Source organism: Cellulophaga baltica (assembly GCF_018861125.1).
Taxonomy (GTDB): Bacteria; Bacteroidota; Bacteroidia; order Flavobacteriales; family Flavobacteriaceae; genus Cellulophaga; species Cellulophaga baltica_A.
Window position 1 is genome coordinate 121,588 of the sequence record NZ_JAHKQN010000005.1, and the last position, 16,879, is coordinate 138,466.

Here is a 16,879-nt window from a genome sequence, read left to right on the forward strand (position 1 = left end):
TTTATCCTATTTCTTTTTGTAATAAGTCTAATCCTTCACGAATAATTTGTTGGTGCGGTTGCTTAGATATACAGATAAATTCAGTTAATGAAAAATCTTCTGGAGCAACTTCATACAAACCTAACTGTTCCATTTCATCTAAATCTTTTACCATACAAGCTTTCAACAACTGCATTGGATAAATATCTAAAGGAAAAACCTCTTCGTACTGACCAGTTACAACAAATGCTCTGTGCTCACCATTTGTATTGGTGGTCAAATCATATTTTTTCTTAGGGTTTAACCAAGAAAAAGTTAATGCTCTTGTTGTTGAAATTTTATTAAAAACAGGCTTATTCCATCCGAAGAACTCATAATCGTCACCTTCAGGAATTACAGTCACCGTATTGTTATAAAAACCTAAATTACCATCTGGTGCAGTTTTTAAACCTGTCAACACATCACCATTAATAACTCTAAAATTATCTGAATCAACACCACTAGCATACAAGAAAGTTGCAATCTCTGCTCCAATTTTAGTTGTATAATACTGTGGTTTTTTCACTGATGACCCTGCTAGTGCAACGGTACGTTCAGCGTTGAACTTACCTGTTAGCAATAATTCACCAATTATAACTAAATCTTGTGGAGAAACAACCCAAACTAGCTCACCTTTATTAATAGGATCGATTTTATTGATTTGTGTACCCACTAAACCTGCTGGATGAGGACCTGAAACCTGATGAAGCTCAGCACCTTTTACACCAGACAACGGAGATTTAGCATCACCGTAAGAAACATGAACTTTACCAGGAGTAAGTACTGCTAACGCAGTAATTGCCGCTTGTAACTCAGCTTCTTTACCATTTAGCACATAATCAACATCAGCCGCCAAAGGTGCTGTTCCATATCCTGACACAAAAATCGCTTTTGGCGTTGTGTTTGGATCTGCAATAACATCGTATGGACGTTGTTTGATAAATGGCCAACAACCTGATAACAATAAAGTAGCCTTAATTTCCGCAGCAGAAACACTACTTAAATTAGGAACTTTATGCTCAATTGATTGTTGATTAGTGTCAGCTAAAATTTTAAGAGAAAGAATTCTTCTTCTTTCACCTCTTTTAATTTCAACTAATTCACCACTTACAGGAGATGCAAAAATCATAGACTCATGATTTTTGTTGTAGAATAGCGCCTCACCTGCTTTTACTTCCGCGCCTTCTTTTACCAGCATTTTAGGAGAAACTCCATGAAAATCCTGCAGATTTAATACATAAACATTACTTAATGCTACTTTAGAAGTCGCTAATTCTGCAGCGCCAACCAAATTGATGTTTAAACCTTTTTTTATTCTGATGTCTTTAGACATATTAAACGTAGACCTTAGGTTAACAAAATTTGATGCGAATTTAAAATTTTACGACTACATTTCCTTATTAAAACAGCTAAGAATACTTTATTTATATTTATTCTAAATAAAATCGAAACCAAAATCACATCTACTTTTTTAGGTATAAGTTTTGCTTATCTTTGCCAAACAACAACATACAATGAAAAAATACTGTTTTTTAACCATATTATTAGTCAACTATTTTCAATCTTTTGCTCAAGTTCAATTTGAAGTTAACCCTCCAGAACATATAAAATCAATAGTTTTCACAGGAGATACTGATGATCAATTCCCAATTGTTCAATTAGGAAGCTCGGTAACTCTAGAATTTGATGACATTACAGCAAGTGAACAGGATTTTTATTACAAAATAACTCATTGTAATTACGACTGGACTCCTTCGCAATTACTAAAGTCTCAATATTTAAACGGAATTGACGATCAAAGAATTACAGACTACCAAAACAGTTACAATACACTACAATCATATTCCAATTACACCTTAACACTACCAAATGATGATGTTAAATTCAAAGTCTCAGGAAACTATATGCTTGAAATTTATGACAACAATTATGAATTACTTTTTTCTAGAAGGTTTTTAATTTATCAAAACTCGGTTACCGTAACCAGCGAAATTAAAAGAGCAAGAGACTTCTCTCATATTTTTGACAAACAAGTTGTACAACTCAATATTGATTATTCTAACTACCAAATCGTAAACCCCAAGAAAGAAGCCAAAGTAGTAATTTTACAAAACTATCATTGGCCAACTGCTCTTTACGGTTTAAAACCACAATACACCATAGGTAAAGAGCTAATATACAAATACGACTTAGAAGCTAGCTTTTACGGTGGTAATGAGTATTTAAATTTTGATAATAAAGATTTACGAGTTGCAACTGTAGCCATTTCAAGAATCAGCTTAACAGATTTATATAATCACTTTTTATTTCCTGATAAATTTAGAAACAAACAAGAATACACCTATAACCCTGATATAAATGGCAACTTTGTTATTCGAACTTTACAAGGCGATGATTCTTCACGTGAAGCTGAGTATACATATGTCCACTTTAGCTTACCTTATCAAGAAGAACTCAAAACAAACGAAGTATATGTTTTTGGGAAATTTAACAACTATGCTTTAGAAGAAGAAAACAAAATGACCTACAACACAAAAAAAGGGATGCTAGAAACCACAATTAAATTAAAACAAGGTTTCTACAACTATAAATATGTTGTAAAAAACAAAGACAATACAATTGACTATAACAAAATAGGTGGTAATTTTCATTTTACAGAAAACAGCTACTTGACCCTTGTATATTATAGAAATTTTGGAGATTTATATGATAGCTTAATTGGCATTAGTAATACAACTTCCGAAAACATATCAAACTAAATATAGCGAGATATCATAAAAAAAGTTAATTATACCGAGTATCGCGACTAATACTATAAAAAAAATTATAACTTTAATATATTGCTGAGAATAAGCGCAAAAGGTTTTCAATAAAAACAAGCTTATTTTAGCCATTATTATTTTAAAAAAAGTTTTTATTTATGACTACTCAGATTACAAAAGGCATAAAAATTTCAGTAAACACGAGCTTTGAAGGTACTTTTTTTAAAAATTATAAAACACATTATGCATTTGGTTACACTATAACTATTGAAAACCAAAGCAAAGACACTGTACAATTAACTTCAAGACATTGGCAAATTTACGACTCACTTAATGAACTAGAAGTTTTAGATGGTGAAGGAGTAATAGGGAAAAAACCAATTATTAATCCTGGTGAATCTCACACTTATAGTTCAGGTTGCTTATTAACCTCAACAATTGGCGCCATGAAAGGACACTATAATATGGTAAACACAAACACTGGAGACAATTTCAGGGTTTACATTCCTACTTTTAAATTTAGTACTCCATTTACATTAAATTAATGTAACACATAACATGCTATTAGTTATTTTCTTCAAATAGATATTAGTACCTTTAACCTGACTATTTAATAAAAAATAAAATAATGGGAAAAGGATTTTTTCAAGTTCCTGTAGCTGTAAACGAGCCTATTAAAGGGTATGCTCCAGGATCTCCTGAACGAGAGGAAGTTTTAAAACAATACAAAGAATATTATAACGGTTCTGTTGATGTACCTTTGTATATTGGTAGTGAAGAAATAAAGACAGGTAACACAAAACCAATGTCTCCACCACACGACCACAAACAAATTGTTGGTCAATATCATTTAGCAGAAAAAAGCCATGTAACTAAAGCTATTGACAATGCTTTAGACTCTAGAGAAGCTTGGGCAAATTTAGCTTGGGAACAACGTGCTGCTATATTTTTAAAAGCTGCAGAATTAATTGCTGGTCCTTACAGAGCTAAAATAAATGCCGCAACAATGATTGCGCAATCTAAAACTATTCACCAAGCAGAAATTGATGCTGCATGTGAATTTATAGATTTTTTGCGTTTTAACGTCGAATACATGTCTGAAATCTACCAAGAACAACCTGATTCTGCTGAAGGTATATGGAACAGAGTAGAATACAGACCACTTGAAGGTTTTATTTACGCTATCACCCCTTTTAACTTTACTGCTATTGCTGGTAATTTACCTGCAAGTGCTGCAATGATGGGTAATGTTGTTGTTTGGAAACCTAGTGATAGTCAAGTATTTTCTGCAAAAATAATTGTTGATATATTTAAAGAAGCTGGTTTACCTGATGGTGTAATTAATGTAATATACGGCGACCCTCAAATGGTTACCGAAACTGTTTTAGCTAGTCCTGATTTCGCAGGTTTACACTTTACAGGCTCTACTTTTGTTTTCAAAGAATTATGGAAACAAATTGGAAACAATATTCACACCTATAAAACGTATCCTAAAATAGTGGGAGAAACTGGTGGTAAAGATTTTATACTTGCTCACAAATCCGCAAACCCACAACAAGTTGCAACAGCAATTTTACGTGGTGCTTTTGAGTTTCAAGGGCAAAAGTGCAGTGCCGCTTCAAGAGTTTACTTACCAAAATCAATATCTGATGATGTTTTAGAGCGATTAAAAGCTGATTTAAAAACAATCAACACCCCTGGTTCACCTGAAGACATGAGTAATTTTGTTACTGCTGTTATTCACGAAGGTTCTTTTGATAAATTAGCTAAATATATTGACGAAGCAAAAGAAGCTTCAGATGCTGAAATTATAGCTGGTGGAAATTACGATAAATCTAAAGGATACTTTATTGAACCAACAGTGATTTTAACTACAGACCCTAAATACACAACTATGGAAACAGAATTATTCGGTCCTGTAGTTACTATTTATGTTTACGAAGATGCTAATTGGGCAGAAACATTAAAATTAGTTGACAGCACATCAGAGTATGCATTAACAGGTGCCGTAATTTCGAAAGACCGTTACGCGATTGAAGAAGCCACATTAGCACTACAAAACTGTGCTGGCAACTTCTATATTAATGACAAACCAACTGGTGCTGTTGTTGGCCAACAACCATTTGGTGGTGCAAGAGCATCAGGTACTAATGACAAAGCAGGTTCTGCTCAAAATTTATTACGTTGGGTTTCTCCAAGATTAATAAAAGAAACATTTGTTACTCCTGTTGATTATAGATATCCATTTTTAGGATAATTCTTCAACATTAATTAATATTTAAAAAATCCCAGAAATTATAATTCTGGGATTTTTTTTGATTACACTGTAAGGATAAAGCAATATAACCTACTCAAAACCATATTAAACAACAGCAATCTAACCATGAAAATAAAAAACTTAATAATTACAAGCATTACACTATTCGCTTTAAACTTTTTGAGTGCACAAACTAGTATTCCTGAAAACATCACTCAAAAAACCATACACGACATTTTAGAAGGAAATCAAAACCACATAGTTCAATTAGCAGAAGCTTTTACAGAAGATCAATACGACTGGAAACCAATGGATGGTGTTGATTCTGTTGGAGAAGCAATACTACATGTAACATCAACAAATTATGCTATTGGATTACGGTTAGGTTTCGCACCACCCGAAGAAGTTAAAGTAATGAAAATTTCTAAAATCAAAGGAAAAGAAAATATCATTAACGCTTTAAAAAAATCGAATGAATTTATTAAAAAAACAATATTGAAAGTAGAAAGCAAAAACCTGAATAATGAGATAGATTTAGGTTTTGCAAAAATGAGCACTCTTTCGGGCTTATTAATAATTATGGAACATAATGGCGAACATAAAGGACAATTAATTGCCTATGCCAGATCAAACAATATTACACCACCTTGGAGTAAATAAAAAAAGCAAAAGCTATCATAGTCATGATGACTTTTGCTTTGTCAATATAAAAATTAAATCTAACCCCTGTATTTCAAAGGTAAATAAACCACTTTTTTAGTTTCAAAAAATTCTTCATCAAAAAACTCTGAAAGGTCGTACAACTCTACAGTTTTATAATCTTTTAACTCCTCAGTTAAATCACCACCTTTTAAATACAGAATACCGTTTTTTCTTTCATGCAATGATTCTTTTTTAATTTTACCTTTAGTCCAATGAACAAAAGTTGGCATTGCCGCTACAGCTCTACTCACTATAAAATCAAACTTTTTATCTACATTCTCAACACGGTCATTTATTGTAATAACATTCTCTAACCCTAGTCCAGCAACGACCTCATTAACCACTCTAATCTTTTTACCAATAGTATCTACTAATGTAAAATGTGTTTCAGGAAATAAGATAGCTAATGGAATACCAGGAAAACCACCACCCGTACCAACATCCATAACAGAAGTGCCAGGCAAAAATTGATGTAATTTTGCAATACCTAAAGAATGCTGCACATGCCTTAAATACAACTCATCAATATCTTTTCTTGACACTACATTAATTTTCATATTCCAATCTTCATAAAGTGAAGCTAATTTTGAAAAATGATTTTTTTGTTCTTCAGTTAAATCAGGAAAATGTTTATTTAATATGCTAGCATCCATATTTCATTCTATTTTTTTGACAAAAATAGCATAATAAAACTCATAAATATTCACTTTTTAAGAAGGTGTTTTGATTTTCAATTAACGTTTTGACTTATCTTTACCAAAAATTAAATCATGAGTAAAGAAACTGTTCGTTTTTCTAGAAAAGATTCTACACAATTTTTCAGAACATTAAATAAAAGAGTAAACGATTACTTTAAAGAGAATAAAATAAAGAAAACAGGAGATTGGAGATTACACTTAAAAACAGCTGTGATGTTCACCCTTTTTTTAGCACCATATTTTTTAATATTAACTTTACAATTACCCATCTGGGCTAACTTATTACTTACCATAACTATTGGTGTTGGTATGGCTGGTGTTGGTATGAATGTAATGCATGATGGTAATCATGGCTCATATTCTAACAAAAAGTGGGTTAATAAAATTATGGGAAGTAGCATTTACATACTTGCTGGTAATGTATATAATTGGCAAGTACAACACAATGTATTGCACCACACCTACACAAACATTCACGAGCACGATGAAGATTTAGAAGCTGGTCGTATTCTACGTTTCTCAGAACATGCAGAATGGCACAAACATCACAGGTTTCAACATTATTACTCTGTTTTCTTATATGGCTTATTAACTTTTAACTGGGCTTTGACTACAGATTTTCAACAAATGTATCGTTATACAAAAAGAAAATTAGCATACGGTAAATTACCAAAACCTTTTATAAACTGGAGTAAATTGGTAATTACAAAATTAATTTACTTAACTATTTGGATAGTTTTACCAATGCTTATTTTAGATATTGCTTGGTGGCAAGTTTTAATTGGTTTTTTTATTATGCATTATGTTGCTGGCGTAATATTAAGTGTTACTTTTCAATTAGCGCATGTTGTTGATCAAGCAGATACTCCATTACCTGATAATTCTGGTAATATGAAAAATACTTGGGCAATACATCAACTATTTACCACAGTTAATTTTGGAACAAAAAACAAAATTGTAAATTGGTTTACTGGCGGATTAAACCACCAAGTAGAGCACCACATTTTCCCTAATATTAGTCATGTACATTACACAAAAATTGCTAAAATTGTTAAAGAGACAGCAAATGAATTTAATTTGCCTTACAACGAATACAAAACTACTAGAAAAGCTATAATTTCGCATTTTAATCACTTAAAAGAGTTAGGTAAAAAACCAACTTTACAGTACTAGAAAATTATTTAATAATGAGCAATCAATTATCTGATAGAATAAACAATTTAGCTACATCTGCTACATTAGCAATGGCAGCAAAAGCAAGGGAATTAAGAGGAGAAGGAAAAGATATTATTGGACTTAGTTTAGGCGAGCCTGATTTTAATACTCCTGATTATATTAAAGATGCAGCTATACAGGCTGTAAATGACAACTATAACTCTTACTCTCCGGTAGATGGTTATGTTGAATTAAAAGAAGCTATTATCACTAAATTCAAAAGAGATAATAACTTAACTTACACATTACCTCAAATTGTTGTTTCAACTGGTGCTAAGCAAGCATTATATAATGTAGCTCAAGTTTGCCTTAACAAAGGTGACGAAGTTATACTACCTTGTCCTTACTGGGTAAGTTATAGTGATATTGTAAAATTAGCTGATGGCGTTCCTGTAGAAGTAAAAACATCATTAGAGAATGATTTTAAAATGACACCTGAACAACTTGAGGCTGCTATTACACCAAAAACTAAAATGTTATGGTATAGTTCACCTTGTAACCCTTCTGGTTCTATTTACAGCAAAGAAGAATTAAGAGGTTTAGCAGATGTATTAAAAAAGCACCCACAAATAGTTGTTGTGAGTGATGAAATTTACGAACATATTAATTATGGCGTTACAGCTCATGCTTCAATGGCTGAGTTTGAAGATATGTATGATAGAACAGTTACTGTTAACGGTGTTGCAAAAGCATTTGCTATGACTGGTTGGAGAATTGGTTATATTGGAGCTCCTGCATATATTGCTCGTGCTTGTAACAAATTACAAGGTCAAGTAACTAGTGGATCAAACTGTATTGCACAACGTGCTGTAATTACAGCTTTAACTGAACCTGTAAGTCGTATTCAATATATGGTGGACAAGTTTCAAGAAAGAAGAACTTTAATTTTAGGATTACTAAACGATATTCCTGGTTTTAAATGTAATGAGCCCGAAGGTGCTTTTTATGTTTACCCAGATGTAACTGCATATTTTGGAAAAACGTTTAACGGTACTACTATAAATAACGCATCAGATTTTGCTATGTATTTATTAGAAAATGCAAATGTAGCTACAGTAACTGGTGATGCTTTTGGTAACGGAAACTGCATTCGTATTTCTTATGCTGCAAGTGAAGATCAAATAAAAGAAGCAATAGCTCGTATTAAGAAAGCTGTTTCTTAACAATACCTTTTATTCATTGCAAAAAAGCGCTTCAGAAAATATTTTGAAGCGCTTTTTTTATATTTAAACCTTATTATAAATTGATTAAACTTTCTTCCAGAAATAAGGAGTAAATAGTATTAAAACTGTAAAAAGCTCTAACCTACCTAAAAGCATTAAGAAGCCACACCACCATTTTCCCGCATTAGGCAATCCATTGAAATTACTTAAAGGATTAAGACTACCTAGACCCGGCCCAACATTTCCTAAAGATGAAGCCGCACCACCAACGGCAGATTCAAACTCAAGACCCAACATACCTAAAACTAAAGAACCAATAATAAAGGTTAACATGTACAAAACAAAGAATGCAATTATATTATAAACGATCTGCTGTTTAACGGTTTTATTATTATGTCGCACAGGTATAATTGCATTTGAATGCAAAGTTCTTTTAAATTCTAACAACCCATTTTTAATAATTATCAAATGACGCATTACTTTAATTCCACCAGAAGTAGAACCAGCACAACCTCCTAAAAAGAACAATCCAAAATAAAAGATTGTTAAAAAATGTGTCCAGTTTGTAAAATCTGCTGTAACAAAACCAGTAGTCGTAATTACTGATATTACTTGAAATAATGAATGCCTGAATGCACTTTCAGCTTCCCCTAAAACCATTGGGTAATATTCCGAAGACACAACATCTGCTTTTATAAATACTACCAATGCTGAAATGATTGTAAAGCCAACTACAAAAATAGTATAGAACTTAAATTCTTCATCCATTAATACTTTTTGAACCTTTCCTTTAAAAGCATAATAACTTAATACAAAGTTACTACCTGCCAAAAACATAAAAAGTATTATTATATACTGTATCAACGGATTGTCATTCCAATACGCAGTACTTAAATTTTTAGTTGAAAAGCCACCTGTAGATAATGTTGCTAAAGAGTGATTTATAGCATCAAAAAAAGACATTCCTGCTAATTTTAATAAAATAGTTTCAGCAATCGTATAACCAAAGTAAATTAACCACAATCGTTTTGCTGTATCAGTAATTCTAGGATGCAATTTATCTCCACTTGGCCCGGGCGCTTCTGCCGCAAAAAGCTGCATACCACCAATACCTAACAATGGCAATATTGCTATTGCTAGAACAATAATACCCATACCACCAATCCAATGCGTTAAACTACGCCAAAATAAAACCCCTTCAGGTAACGCTTCAATATCATCTAGTATAGATGCACCTGTGGTTGTATAACCAGATATTGTTTCAAAAAAAGCATTCGTAAAATCTGGTATAGCACCTGAAAACATATAAGGCAAAACTCCTGATAGTGACATCACCAGCCAGCCAAAAGTTACTATTATATAACCTTCTTTTTTCTTTACTTCTTTTTTATGATCACGTGTTAAAAACATTGACAATGTACCAACAATCATAGTTACAATTGCCGCCAAAGTGATTTCTAATGTAGCACCATCATCGTAAATACCACTGAAAATAGCGGCCAAGATCATAAAACCACCATTACATAGTAATAGAAGTCCCATTAGATGAAAAATAATTTTGTAATTTAATGTCATTAAAAGAACATTTTTTCAATTTTCGGAATCGCACTTGGCAAACAACAAACCACTACCCTATCACCTTGCGTAATTTTAAAATCACCTAGCGCAATAATCCCTTCTCCATCTTTTATCACACCACCAATAGTAGCATCTCTTGGAAAATCTAAGTTTTTAATAATTTTACCGTTTACAGCAGATTCTGGTTTCACTATAAACTCTAAAATCTCAGCATTTAAATTATTTAAACGCGTTAAAGCTACGACTTCACCACGGCGAATATGTCTAAAAATATTGTTAGCCGCTAAAAGCTTTTTATTAATTAAAGTGTCAATACCTATAGAGTGTGATAGTTGAAAATAATCCATATTCTCAACTAAAGCGATTGTCTTTTTTATATTTTTTGATTTCGCAACCAAACAAGACATAATATTAGTTTCTGAATTACCAGTTACAGCAATAAATGCATCCATCGCTTCAAGGCTTTCTTCTTCTAAAAGCTCTACATTTCTGCCATCACCATTAATAATTAATGCGTTTGGTAATTCATCTGCTAAGTCAAAAGCTTTTTCCTTTTTACTTTCAATCAGCTTGACATTAAATCTTTTATTACAAAGATCGCGTGCTGTTTTAAAACCAACCTTACTACCACCAAGAATCATTACATTCTTAATATCTCTTTTAATCATTCCGGTTAAGTTATAAAGCTCTTCAACACCGCCTTTGGCTGTTATAAAATAAACTTGATCACCCTCTTTAAAAACAGTATCACCCCTTGGTGTAATCGTATATTGTGTACCCGTACGCTGCAAAGCAATAGGCATAAACCTCAACTCTGGATAAATTTTCGCCGCTTCTTTCACCGTTTTACCCACAAAAGGAGCACTTTTTGGCAAAGACACCCCAACCATTACTAAAGCCCCTTTTTCAAATTCATAAGTATCATTAAAAGCAGACTTATTTAATAACATCTGAATTTCAGTAGCTGCTAGTTCTTCAGGAGAAATTAATTCATCAACTCCTAAATCTCTAAAATCAACGATATCAGTATTTTTCTTAAACTCTGTATTTGAAATTCTTGCAATAGTTCGCTTACAACCCATCTGTTTTGCCATTAAGCAAAGGGTCAAATTAGTAGTTTCAGAAGAGGTTACACCAATAACTAAATCCGATTTCTCAACCTGCGCATCTTGTAAAACAGAAATAGAAGTTGCGTCACCTTTTAAAACTCTAATATCTAAATGCGAATCTGCATACTCCAAGCTCTCTTTAGCATTATCTATTAAGGTAATATCTTGCGATTCGTAAGACAGTAGTTTAGCCAAATGGAACCCCACTTCACCAGCACCTGCAATAATAATTTTCATTCGTTATAAAATGTTATTTATAATTAACTACAGTGCTCCAAAATAAACTCCATCTCTGTCATTATCAATTAGAAAGGCAAAAGTAATTAAATAGCCTATATTGAAAATACAGGCAATATTTTGTGCGACAAAACTACGCAATTTATTTTCTTATTATATAAAAACTTAAAAACTACTTGTTTATTATAAAACATAGCAAAACAAAGCAATTACGATTGTATATTTGTGAAAAATTACAAGCATGAGTAAAAAAATTACTCCTTATAAAGACTCCGAATTAGGCAAAAAAGAGCAAGTAACTAAAATGTTCGACAATATATCTAACAATTACGATGGTTTAAACCGCGTAATATCATTTGGCATAGATATAAAATGGAGAAAAAGAGTTGTTGCCATTCTTAAAAACAAGAAACCTGATACCGTTTTAGATATAGCTACTGGAACTGGTGATTTGGCTATTAATTTAGTAGAAACTGGAGCAACTAAAATTACTGGGTTAGATATTTCACCTGGAATGCTTGCCGTGGGAAAGAAAAAAATTGAAGAAAAAAAACTCAACAACATTATTAACATGATTGTTGGTGATAGTGAAAACCTCCCTTTTGACGAGAATACATTTGATGCTATTACAGTAGCTTTTGGCGTTCGTAATTTTGAAAATTTAGAAATTGGCCTTTCCGAAATACTACGAGTATTGAAACCAGGCGGTACTTTTGTTGTTTTAGAAACTTCTGTGCCAACAAAAACACCATTTAAACAAGGCTATAATTTTTATACGAAAAGCATTATGCCTAAGGTTGGAAAAATGTTTTCAAAAGACAATAATGCCTACGAATATTTATCAGAATCTGCGGCAGTTTTTCCACATGGCGAAGCTTTCAACAATATTTTACAAAAAATTGGGTTTATAGATATAGAGAACAAACCTCAAACACTTGGGGTAGCTTCTATATATGTAGCTACAAAGTAAGATATGAAGAATACTTTTTTTATATTAATAAGCCTTATCGCTTGCCTTTCGGCAAATGCACAGTTCAATGAAAACCCAATTCTAAACATTGAAAATGAAGATCAAAGACTATTAAACTGGGGTTATTTTTTAGGTTTTAATAGTTATGATTTTAAGTTTAATTATATTGAAGTACCTGAAGATGGTGATATTTTAGTTTCTACTTCTACTGGTTTTAACGTTGGTCTTATCGGTGAATTAAGAATTAACAAGTATTTAGATTTACGTTTTGAACCTGGTTTATATTACACTCAAAGAACTGTTGGCTTTAGAGGTTTCACCAATGAAAGTGATGCTATAAGAGAAGTGAAATCAACTTATATAAATTTTCCTGTTTTATTAAAAGTCAGTACTGAAAGGTTAGGCAACTGGAAGCCATTTATAATTGGTGGTGTATCAAATTCATTAAATTTAGGTAGTAATGAAGATTCTGTTGACGACAACAGCAGTGGTACTTTTAGAATGAAAAAAAATGTTTACAACTGGGAAATAGGCTTTGGAATTGATTTTTACACCGAGTATTTTAAATTTGCTCCATCAATTAGAGGTGTTTTTGCTATTAACAATGAACTGGTCAGCGATGTTGACCCAGACAGTCCTTGGACAGGAAATCTCGAAGCTGTTCGTACAAGAGGTATTTTTGTAAACTTTACTTTCGAGTAAAAATTAAGCTCTCCTTATTTCATTAAGTAATATTGCTGTAGCAGTTGCTACATTTAAACTTTCGGTAGTTTTTTCTCCGTATTGCGGAATACTAATTTTTTCATTGATAGTATCGAGTACTAAACTTGACACACCATTAGCCTCATTACCCATTACTATAATTCCTTTTTTTGGTAATTCACTTTTATAAACGGATGCTCCATCCATAAAAGCACCATATATAGGTAAAGTTGTATGTGTTAAAAATTCTACTAAATCTGCATAAACCAAATTAACTCTTGTAATAGAACCCATAGTTGCTTGCAAAACTTTTGGATTGTAACAATCCACTGTGTTTTTTGTACAAATAATATTCTTAATCCCGAACCAATCGCAAAGACGAATAATAGTACCTAAATTTCCAGGGTCTTGAATAAAGTCTAAAGCAACAATCCAATCATCTAAAACCGCCTCTTTTGCTTCAGGCATTTTAAACACACCCAAATAACCATTTGGCGTAGCTAACGAACTCATTTTTTTCAAATCTGCACTTGAAACAAAAGTACAATTAGCACTGTTTTCTGTTACAAAATTTTGGTCAGTACTATATAAACCATAAACTTCTAAATGCGAGTTTAAAAGTTCTTGAGTTGTTTTCTTACCTTCAACAACAAACAGCTGTTGTTGGGTTCTAATTTTTTTCTGCTGTAAACTTTTTATAAGTTTTATTTGGCTTTTACCAACCATACAAATAACGTATTTTTGATTTTTAAGAGAATCTTGATTTAGTTTGAAAAAAAACAGTGTAAAAATAGTCTTATTATTCTTAGGTATCCTAATTACCTCGTGCAACGCATTAAAAAGAGTGGAAGATGACGAACTTTTTTTAACCAAAAACACTGTTTTTACTGACGGAGAAAAAGTTAAAAATGATGATGTTAAGAGTTTAATTAATCAGAAGCCAAATAGTGCTGTACTTGGTTACCCATTAAGACTAAACTTATACAACCTTGCCAAGGTGAACCCTGATTCTTCATACCAAGCATGGCTTCTTAAAAAAGACAAACGAATTGAAAGGTTAACTAAACTAATTTCGAAAAAACAGTTAGATAGTCTTGGCGAATCATTTCTAGTAAAAGGATATAGCAAATGGCTTAAAAAAATTGGAGAGCCACCGGTTATTATAGATACTGCAAAAACTATAAAATCTACCAACAGAATAAAAGCTTACTACGGTAACAGAGGCTATTTTAACGCAACAGGAGATTTTTCTATTGACAGTTCTAAGAGAAAACAAAAAGCTACTATTGCTTATAATATTAAACTAGGCAAACCATTTATGGTTGACACTACTTACAGTAAAATCACTTCAAATGCGGTAGACTCTATTTACTTAGCCCATAAGTCAAATTCATTTGTAAAAAATAAAACTCAATTTGATCTCACCAATTTTAATAATGAGAGAGCAAGATTAACAGATTTATTTAAAAATAATGGTATTTATAATTTTCAAGAAAGTTCAATTTATTACAATTTTATCTCCGATACTTTAGCAGCATCTAATGATCAAGATATGGATGTTGAATTAAATATCGAAAACTTAAAAGTTAGAGGTGACACAACTAAAACACCATACCAAGTTTACAAGTTTAGTAAAATAAACATTTACGCCGATCACCTTTTCGAAAACAAAAAAAGTGAATTAGACTCTATAAAATTTAAAGGTTATACGATATTTTATAAAGATGAATTAAAGTATAGACCTAAAGCATTAATTGATGCTATCTTTATGGATAAAGACAGTATTTATAGAGACATTGACAGAACAAGAACATATAGCCAAATAAACAATTTAAATGTTTTTAAATATCCAAATATTGAAATTACACCTGACACGATTAACAACACACTAGAATCTAATATTTACTTAAGCGCAAGAGACAAATATTCTTTTGGTATTGAGACTGATATTACTCATTCTACACTGCAATACGGTGGTATATCAGTAACACCTTCATTGACCGCTAGAAATATTTTTGGTGGTGCTGAAAATTTAAGTATTTCTGGTACAGCAAGTATCGGCGCATCAAGTGATGCTAGTATCGCTGACGATCGTTTTTTCAATCTATTAGAATTTGGGGGTGATATCACTTTAGATTTTCCTAGAATATGGACACCTCTTGTAAATACGAAAAGAATTATACCATACTATATGTTTCCAAAAACAAGAATATCATTAGGTAGTAATTTTCAAACTAATATTGGTTTAGACAAACAAACACTTAATGCTGTTTTAGGATATTCATGGACACCAAAATCTGAAACTAGCCATGCAATTGAGCTTTTGAACATTCAATATGTTCGTAATTTAAACCCTGATAGGTTTTATTACGTTTACACAAACACCTATGATAGTTTAGACGAAATTGCAGACGATTATGAAGATGAAGAACTTTTAGCTGATGCCTATTACACAGATGATGATGGCGACCTAGAACTATCAATACCCGATGGCACTTCTTTATTTACAGAATATGTATTAGATGGCACTATAACAACAACAGATGATGATTACGATGATGTTAGTAGCATCGAAGAACGAAGAATAAGGCTAACACAAAACAACCTTATCTTTAACACTAACTATTCTTTTTCTAAGAGTAATAAAGAAAGTTTAACCGATGAAAGTTTTTATCAATTTAAATTTAAACTAGAGAGTGCTGGCAATTTTCTCTCATTAATATCAAATGTTGTTAACTTTAATACTGATGAAGATGACAGTAAACTTATTTTCGGAGTTCCTTTTTCTCAATATATTAAAACGGAAGTCGATTATATAAAACATTGGGATTTATCAAGATCGAATGTATTAGCATTTAGAGGTTTTGCTGGTATCGCTATTCCATATGGCAACTCAAATAGCATCCCTTTTATAAAAAGTTACTTTGGTGGCGGATCTTACGACAATAGAGCGTGGAGTTCTTATTCATTAGGACCAGGAATAACAGACAACGTCAATGACTTTAATGAAGCAAATTTTAAACTCGCTTTTAACTTAGAATATAGGTTCCCTGTTGCAGGTAATGTAAAGGGGGCACTTTTTGCAGATGCAGGCAATATTTGGAATGTATTTGATAATATAACAGATGAAGACGCTACCTTTAATGGTATTAGCTCTTTAAAAGATGTTGCTTTAGGTACTGGTGTAGGGGTCCGTTATGATTTCACATATTTTATCTTTAGAGTTGATTTAGGGTTTAAAACCTATAACCCTGCAAATAATACTTCAGACAGGTGGTTTACAGACTTTAATTTTAATGATTCTGTAATACAAGTTGGGATTAATTACCCTTTCTAATTTCATTTATAAAAAATATCGTAATTCGAAAACGTTATAGAGATATAGAACTGTAAAAGAAGCCTATTTACTATTAAAAAAGATGATTAGCTCTTAATAATTTTATTACTTTTGTTCTTATACTATTTATA

Annotated in this window: 14 protein-coding genes; 9 read left to right on the top strand and 5 right to left on the bottom strand. The window is 31.9% G+C overall.

The window, feature by feature from the left end:
- Position 1 precedes the first annotated feature (1 nt).
- Positions 2-1,351 (bottom strand): Na(+)-translocating NADH-quinone reductase subunit A, encoded by a 1,350-nt coding sequence (locus tag KO500_RS01245; protein ID WP_215954674.1) that lies wholly within the window; start codon positions 1,349-1,351, stop codon positions 2-4.
- Between the two features lie 181 nt (positions 1,352-1,532).
- Between KO500_RS01245 and KO500_RS01250 the strand changes: the two genes are divergently transcribed.
- The 4 genes from KO500_RS01250 to KO500_RS01265 all read left to right on the top strand — a co-directional run bounded on the left by KO500_RS01250 (position 1,533) and on the right by KO500_RS01265 (position 5,697).
- Positions 1,533-2,777, top strand: coding sequence for a type IX secretion system plug protein domain-containing protein (locus KO500_RS01250; RefSeq protein ID WP_215954675.1), 1,245 nt, complete (start codon positions 1,533-1,535; stop codon positions 2,775-2,777).
- Between the two features lie 161 nt (positions 2,778-2,938).
- Positions 2,939-3,325 carry a Co2+/Mg2+ efflux protein ApaG gene (apaG, locus tag KO500_RS01255; RefSeq protein ID WP_215954676.1) on the top strand — a complete coding sequence of 129 codons (387 nt, stop codon included), beginning with the start codon at positions 2,939-2,941 and terminating at the stop codon, positions 3,323-3,325.
- 83 nt (positions 3,326-3,408) lie between these two features.
- The gene (gene pruA / locus KO500_RS01260; RefSeq protein WP_215954677.1) at positions 3,409-5,037 is read left to right on the top strand and encodes an L-glutamate gamma-semialdehyde dehydrogenase; all 1,629 of its coding nucleotides are present in this window, start codon (positions 3,409-3,411) and stop codon (positions 5,035-5,037) included.
- A gap of 126 nt (positions 5,038-5,163) precedes the next feature.
- Positions 5,164-5,697, top strand: coding sequence for a DinB family protein (locus tag KO500_RS01265; protein WP_215954678.1), 534 nt, complete (start codon positions 5,164-5,166; stop codon positions 5,695-5,697).
- A gap of 59 nt (positions 5,698-5,756) precedes the next feature.
- On the opposite strand, the gene rsmG is transcribed toward KO500_RS01265, so the two are convergent.
- Positions 5,757-6,392 carry a 16S rRNA (guanine(527)-N(7))-methyltransferase RsmG gene (gene rsmG / locus KO500_RS01270; RefSeq protein WP_215954679.1) on the bottom strand — a complete coding sequence of 212 codons (636 nt, stop codon included), beginning with the start codon at positions 6,390-6,392 and terminating at the stop codon, positions 5,757-5,759.
- 117 nt (positions 6,393-6,509) lie between these two features.
- On the opposite strand from rsmG, the gene KO500_RS01275 reads away from it, so the two are divergent.
- Positions 6,510-7,610 (top strand): fatty acid desaturase family protein, encoded by a 1,101-nt coding sequence (locus tag KO500_RS01275; protein WP_215954680.1) that lies wholly within the window; start codon positions 6,510-6,512, stop codon positions 7,608-7,610.
- A 14-nt stretch (positions 7,611-7,624) separates the two neighbouring features.
- Entirely contained in the window at positions 7,625-8,815 is a 1,191-nt protein-coding gene (locus KO500_RS01280) for a pyridoxal phosphate-dependent aminotransferase (RefSeq protein ID WP_215954681.1), read from the top strand.
- 84 nt (positions 8,816-8,899) lie between these two features.
- Here KO500_RS01280 and KO500_RS01285 read toward each other — a convergent pair whose 3' ends face one another.
- Positions 8,900-10,390, bottom strand: a complete 1,491-nt coding sequence (locus tag KO500_RS01285) for a TrkH family potassium uptake protein (RefSeq protein ID WP_215954682.1) — start codon at positions 10,388-10,390, stop codon at positions 8,900-8,902.
- A complete protein-coding gene (trkA, locus tag KO500_RS01290) occupies positions 10,390-11,739 on the bottom strand; it encodes a Trk system potassium transporter TrkA (RefSeq protein ID WP_215954683.1) in 1,350 nt (449 codons plus the stop codon). Before trkA ends, KO500_RS01285 begins: the two co-directional genes overlap by 1 nt.
- Before the next feature lie 241 nt (positions 11,740-11,980).
- Here trkA and ubiE point away from each other — a divergent pair, with 241 nt between their 5' ends.
- Positions 11,981-12,709 (top strand): bifunctional demethylmenaquinone methyltransferase/2-methoxy-6-polyprenyl-1,4-benzoquinol methylase UbiE, encoded by a 729-nt coding sequence (gene ubiE, locus KO500_RS01295; RefSeq protein WP_215954684.1) that lies wholly within the window; start codon positions 11,981-11,983, stop codon positions 12,707-12,709.
- Between the two features lie 3 nt (positions 12,710-12,712).
- Positions 12,713-13,411 carry a porin family protein gene (locus tag KO500_RS01300; RefSeq protein WP_215954685.1) on the top strand — a complete coding sequence of 233 codons (699 nt, stop codon included), beginning with the start codon at positions 12,713-12,715 and terminating at the stop codon, positions 13,409-13,411.
- A gap of 3 nt (positions 13,412-13,414) precedes the next feature.
- Here the strand turns inward: KO500_RS01300 and KO500_RS01305 are convergent, their stop codons facing one another.
- Positions 13,415-14,137 (bottom strand): TrmH family RNA methyltransferase, encoded by a 723-nt coding sequence (locus KO500_RS01305; protein ID WP_215954686.1) that lies wholly within the window; start codon positions 14,135-14,137, stop codon positions 13,415-13,417.
- A 43-nt stretch (positions 14,138-14,180) separates the two neighbouring features.
- Between KO500_RS01305 and KO500_RS01310 the strand changes: the two genes are divergently transcribed.
- Entirely contained in the window at positions 14,181-16,748 is a 2,568-nt protein-coding gene (locus tag KO500_RS01310; protein WP_215954687.1) for a BamA/TamA family outer membrane protein, read from the top strand.
- The last annotated feature ends 131 nt before the right edge of the window (positions 16,749-16,879 follow it).

Coding starts and splice junctions, on each gene's coding strand:
- KO500_RS01305 (WP_215954686.1), bottom strand. CDS start 14,137: ATGGTTGGTAAAAGCCAAATAAAACTTATAAAAAGTTTACAGCAGAAA.
- KO500_RS01245 (WP_215954674.1), bottom strand. CDS start 1,351: ATGTCTAAAGACATCAGAATAAAAAAAGGTTTAAACATCAATTTGGTT.
- KO500_RS01275 (WP_215954680.1), top strand. CDS start 6,510: ATGAGTAAAGAAACTGTTCGTTTTTCTAGAAAAGATTCTACACAATTT.
- KO500_RS01300 (WP_215954685.1), top strand. CDS start 12,713: ATGAAGAATACTTTTTTTATATTAATAAGCCTTATCGCTTGCCTTTCG.
- pruA (WP_215954677.1), top strand. CDS start 3,409: ATGGGAAAAGGATTTTTTCAAGTTCCTGTAGCTGTAAACGAGCCTATT.
- KO500_RS01280 (WP_215954681.1), top strand. CDS start 7,625: ATGAGCAATCAATTATCTGATAGAATAAACAATTTAGCTACATCTGCT.
- KO500_RS01285 (WP_215954682.1), bottom strand. CDS start 10,390: ATGACATTAAATTACAAAATTATTTTTCATCTAATGGGACTTCTATTA.
- ubiE (WP_215954684.1), top strand. CDS start 11,981: ATGAGTAAAAAAATTACTCCTTATAAAGACTCCGAATTAGGCAAAAAA.
- trkA (WP_215954683.1), bottom strand. CDS start 11,739: ATGAAAATTATTATTGCAGGTGCTGGTGAAGTGGGGTTCCATTTGGCT.
- KO500_RS01250 (WP_215954675.1), top strand. CDS start 1,533: ATGAAAAAATACTGTTTTTTAACCATATTATTAGTCAACTATTTTCAA.
- KO500_RS01265 (WP_215954678.1), top strand. CDS start 5,164: ATGAAAATAAAAAACTTAATAATTACAAGCATTACACTATTCGCTTTA.
- apaG (WP_215954676.1), top strand. CDS start 2,939: ATGACTACTCAGATTACAAAAGGCATAAAAATTTCAGTAAACACGAGC.
- rsmG (WP_215954679.1), bottom strand. CDS start 6,392: ATGGATGCTAGCATATTAAATAAACATTTTCCTGATTTAACTGAAGAA.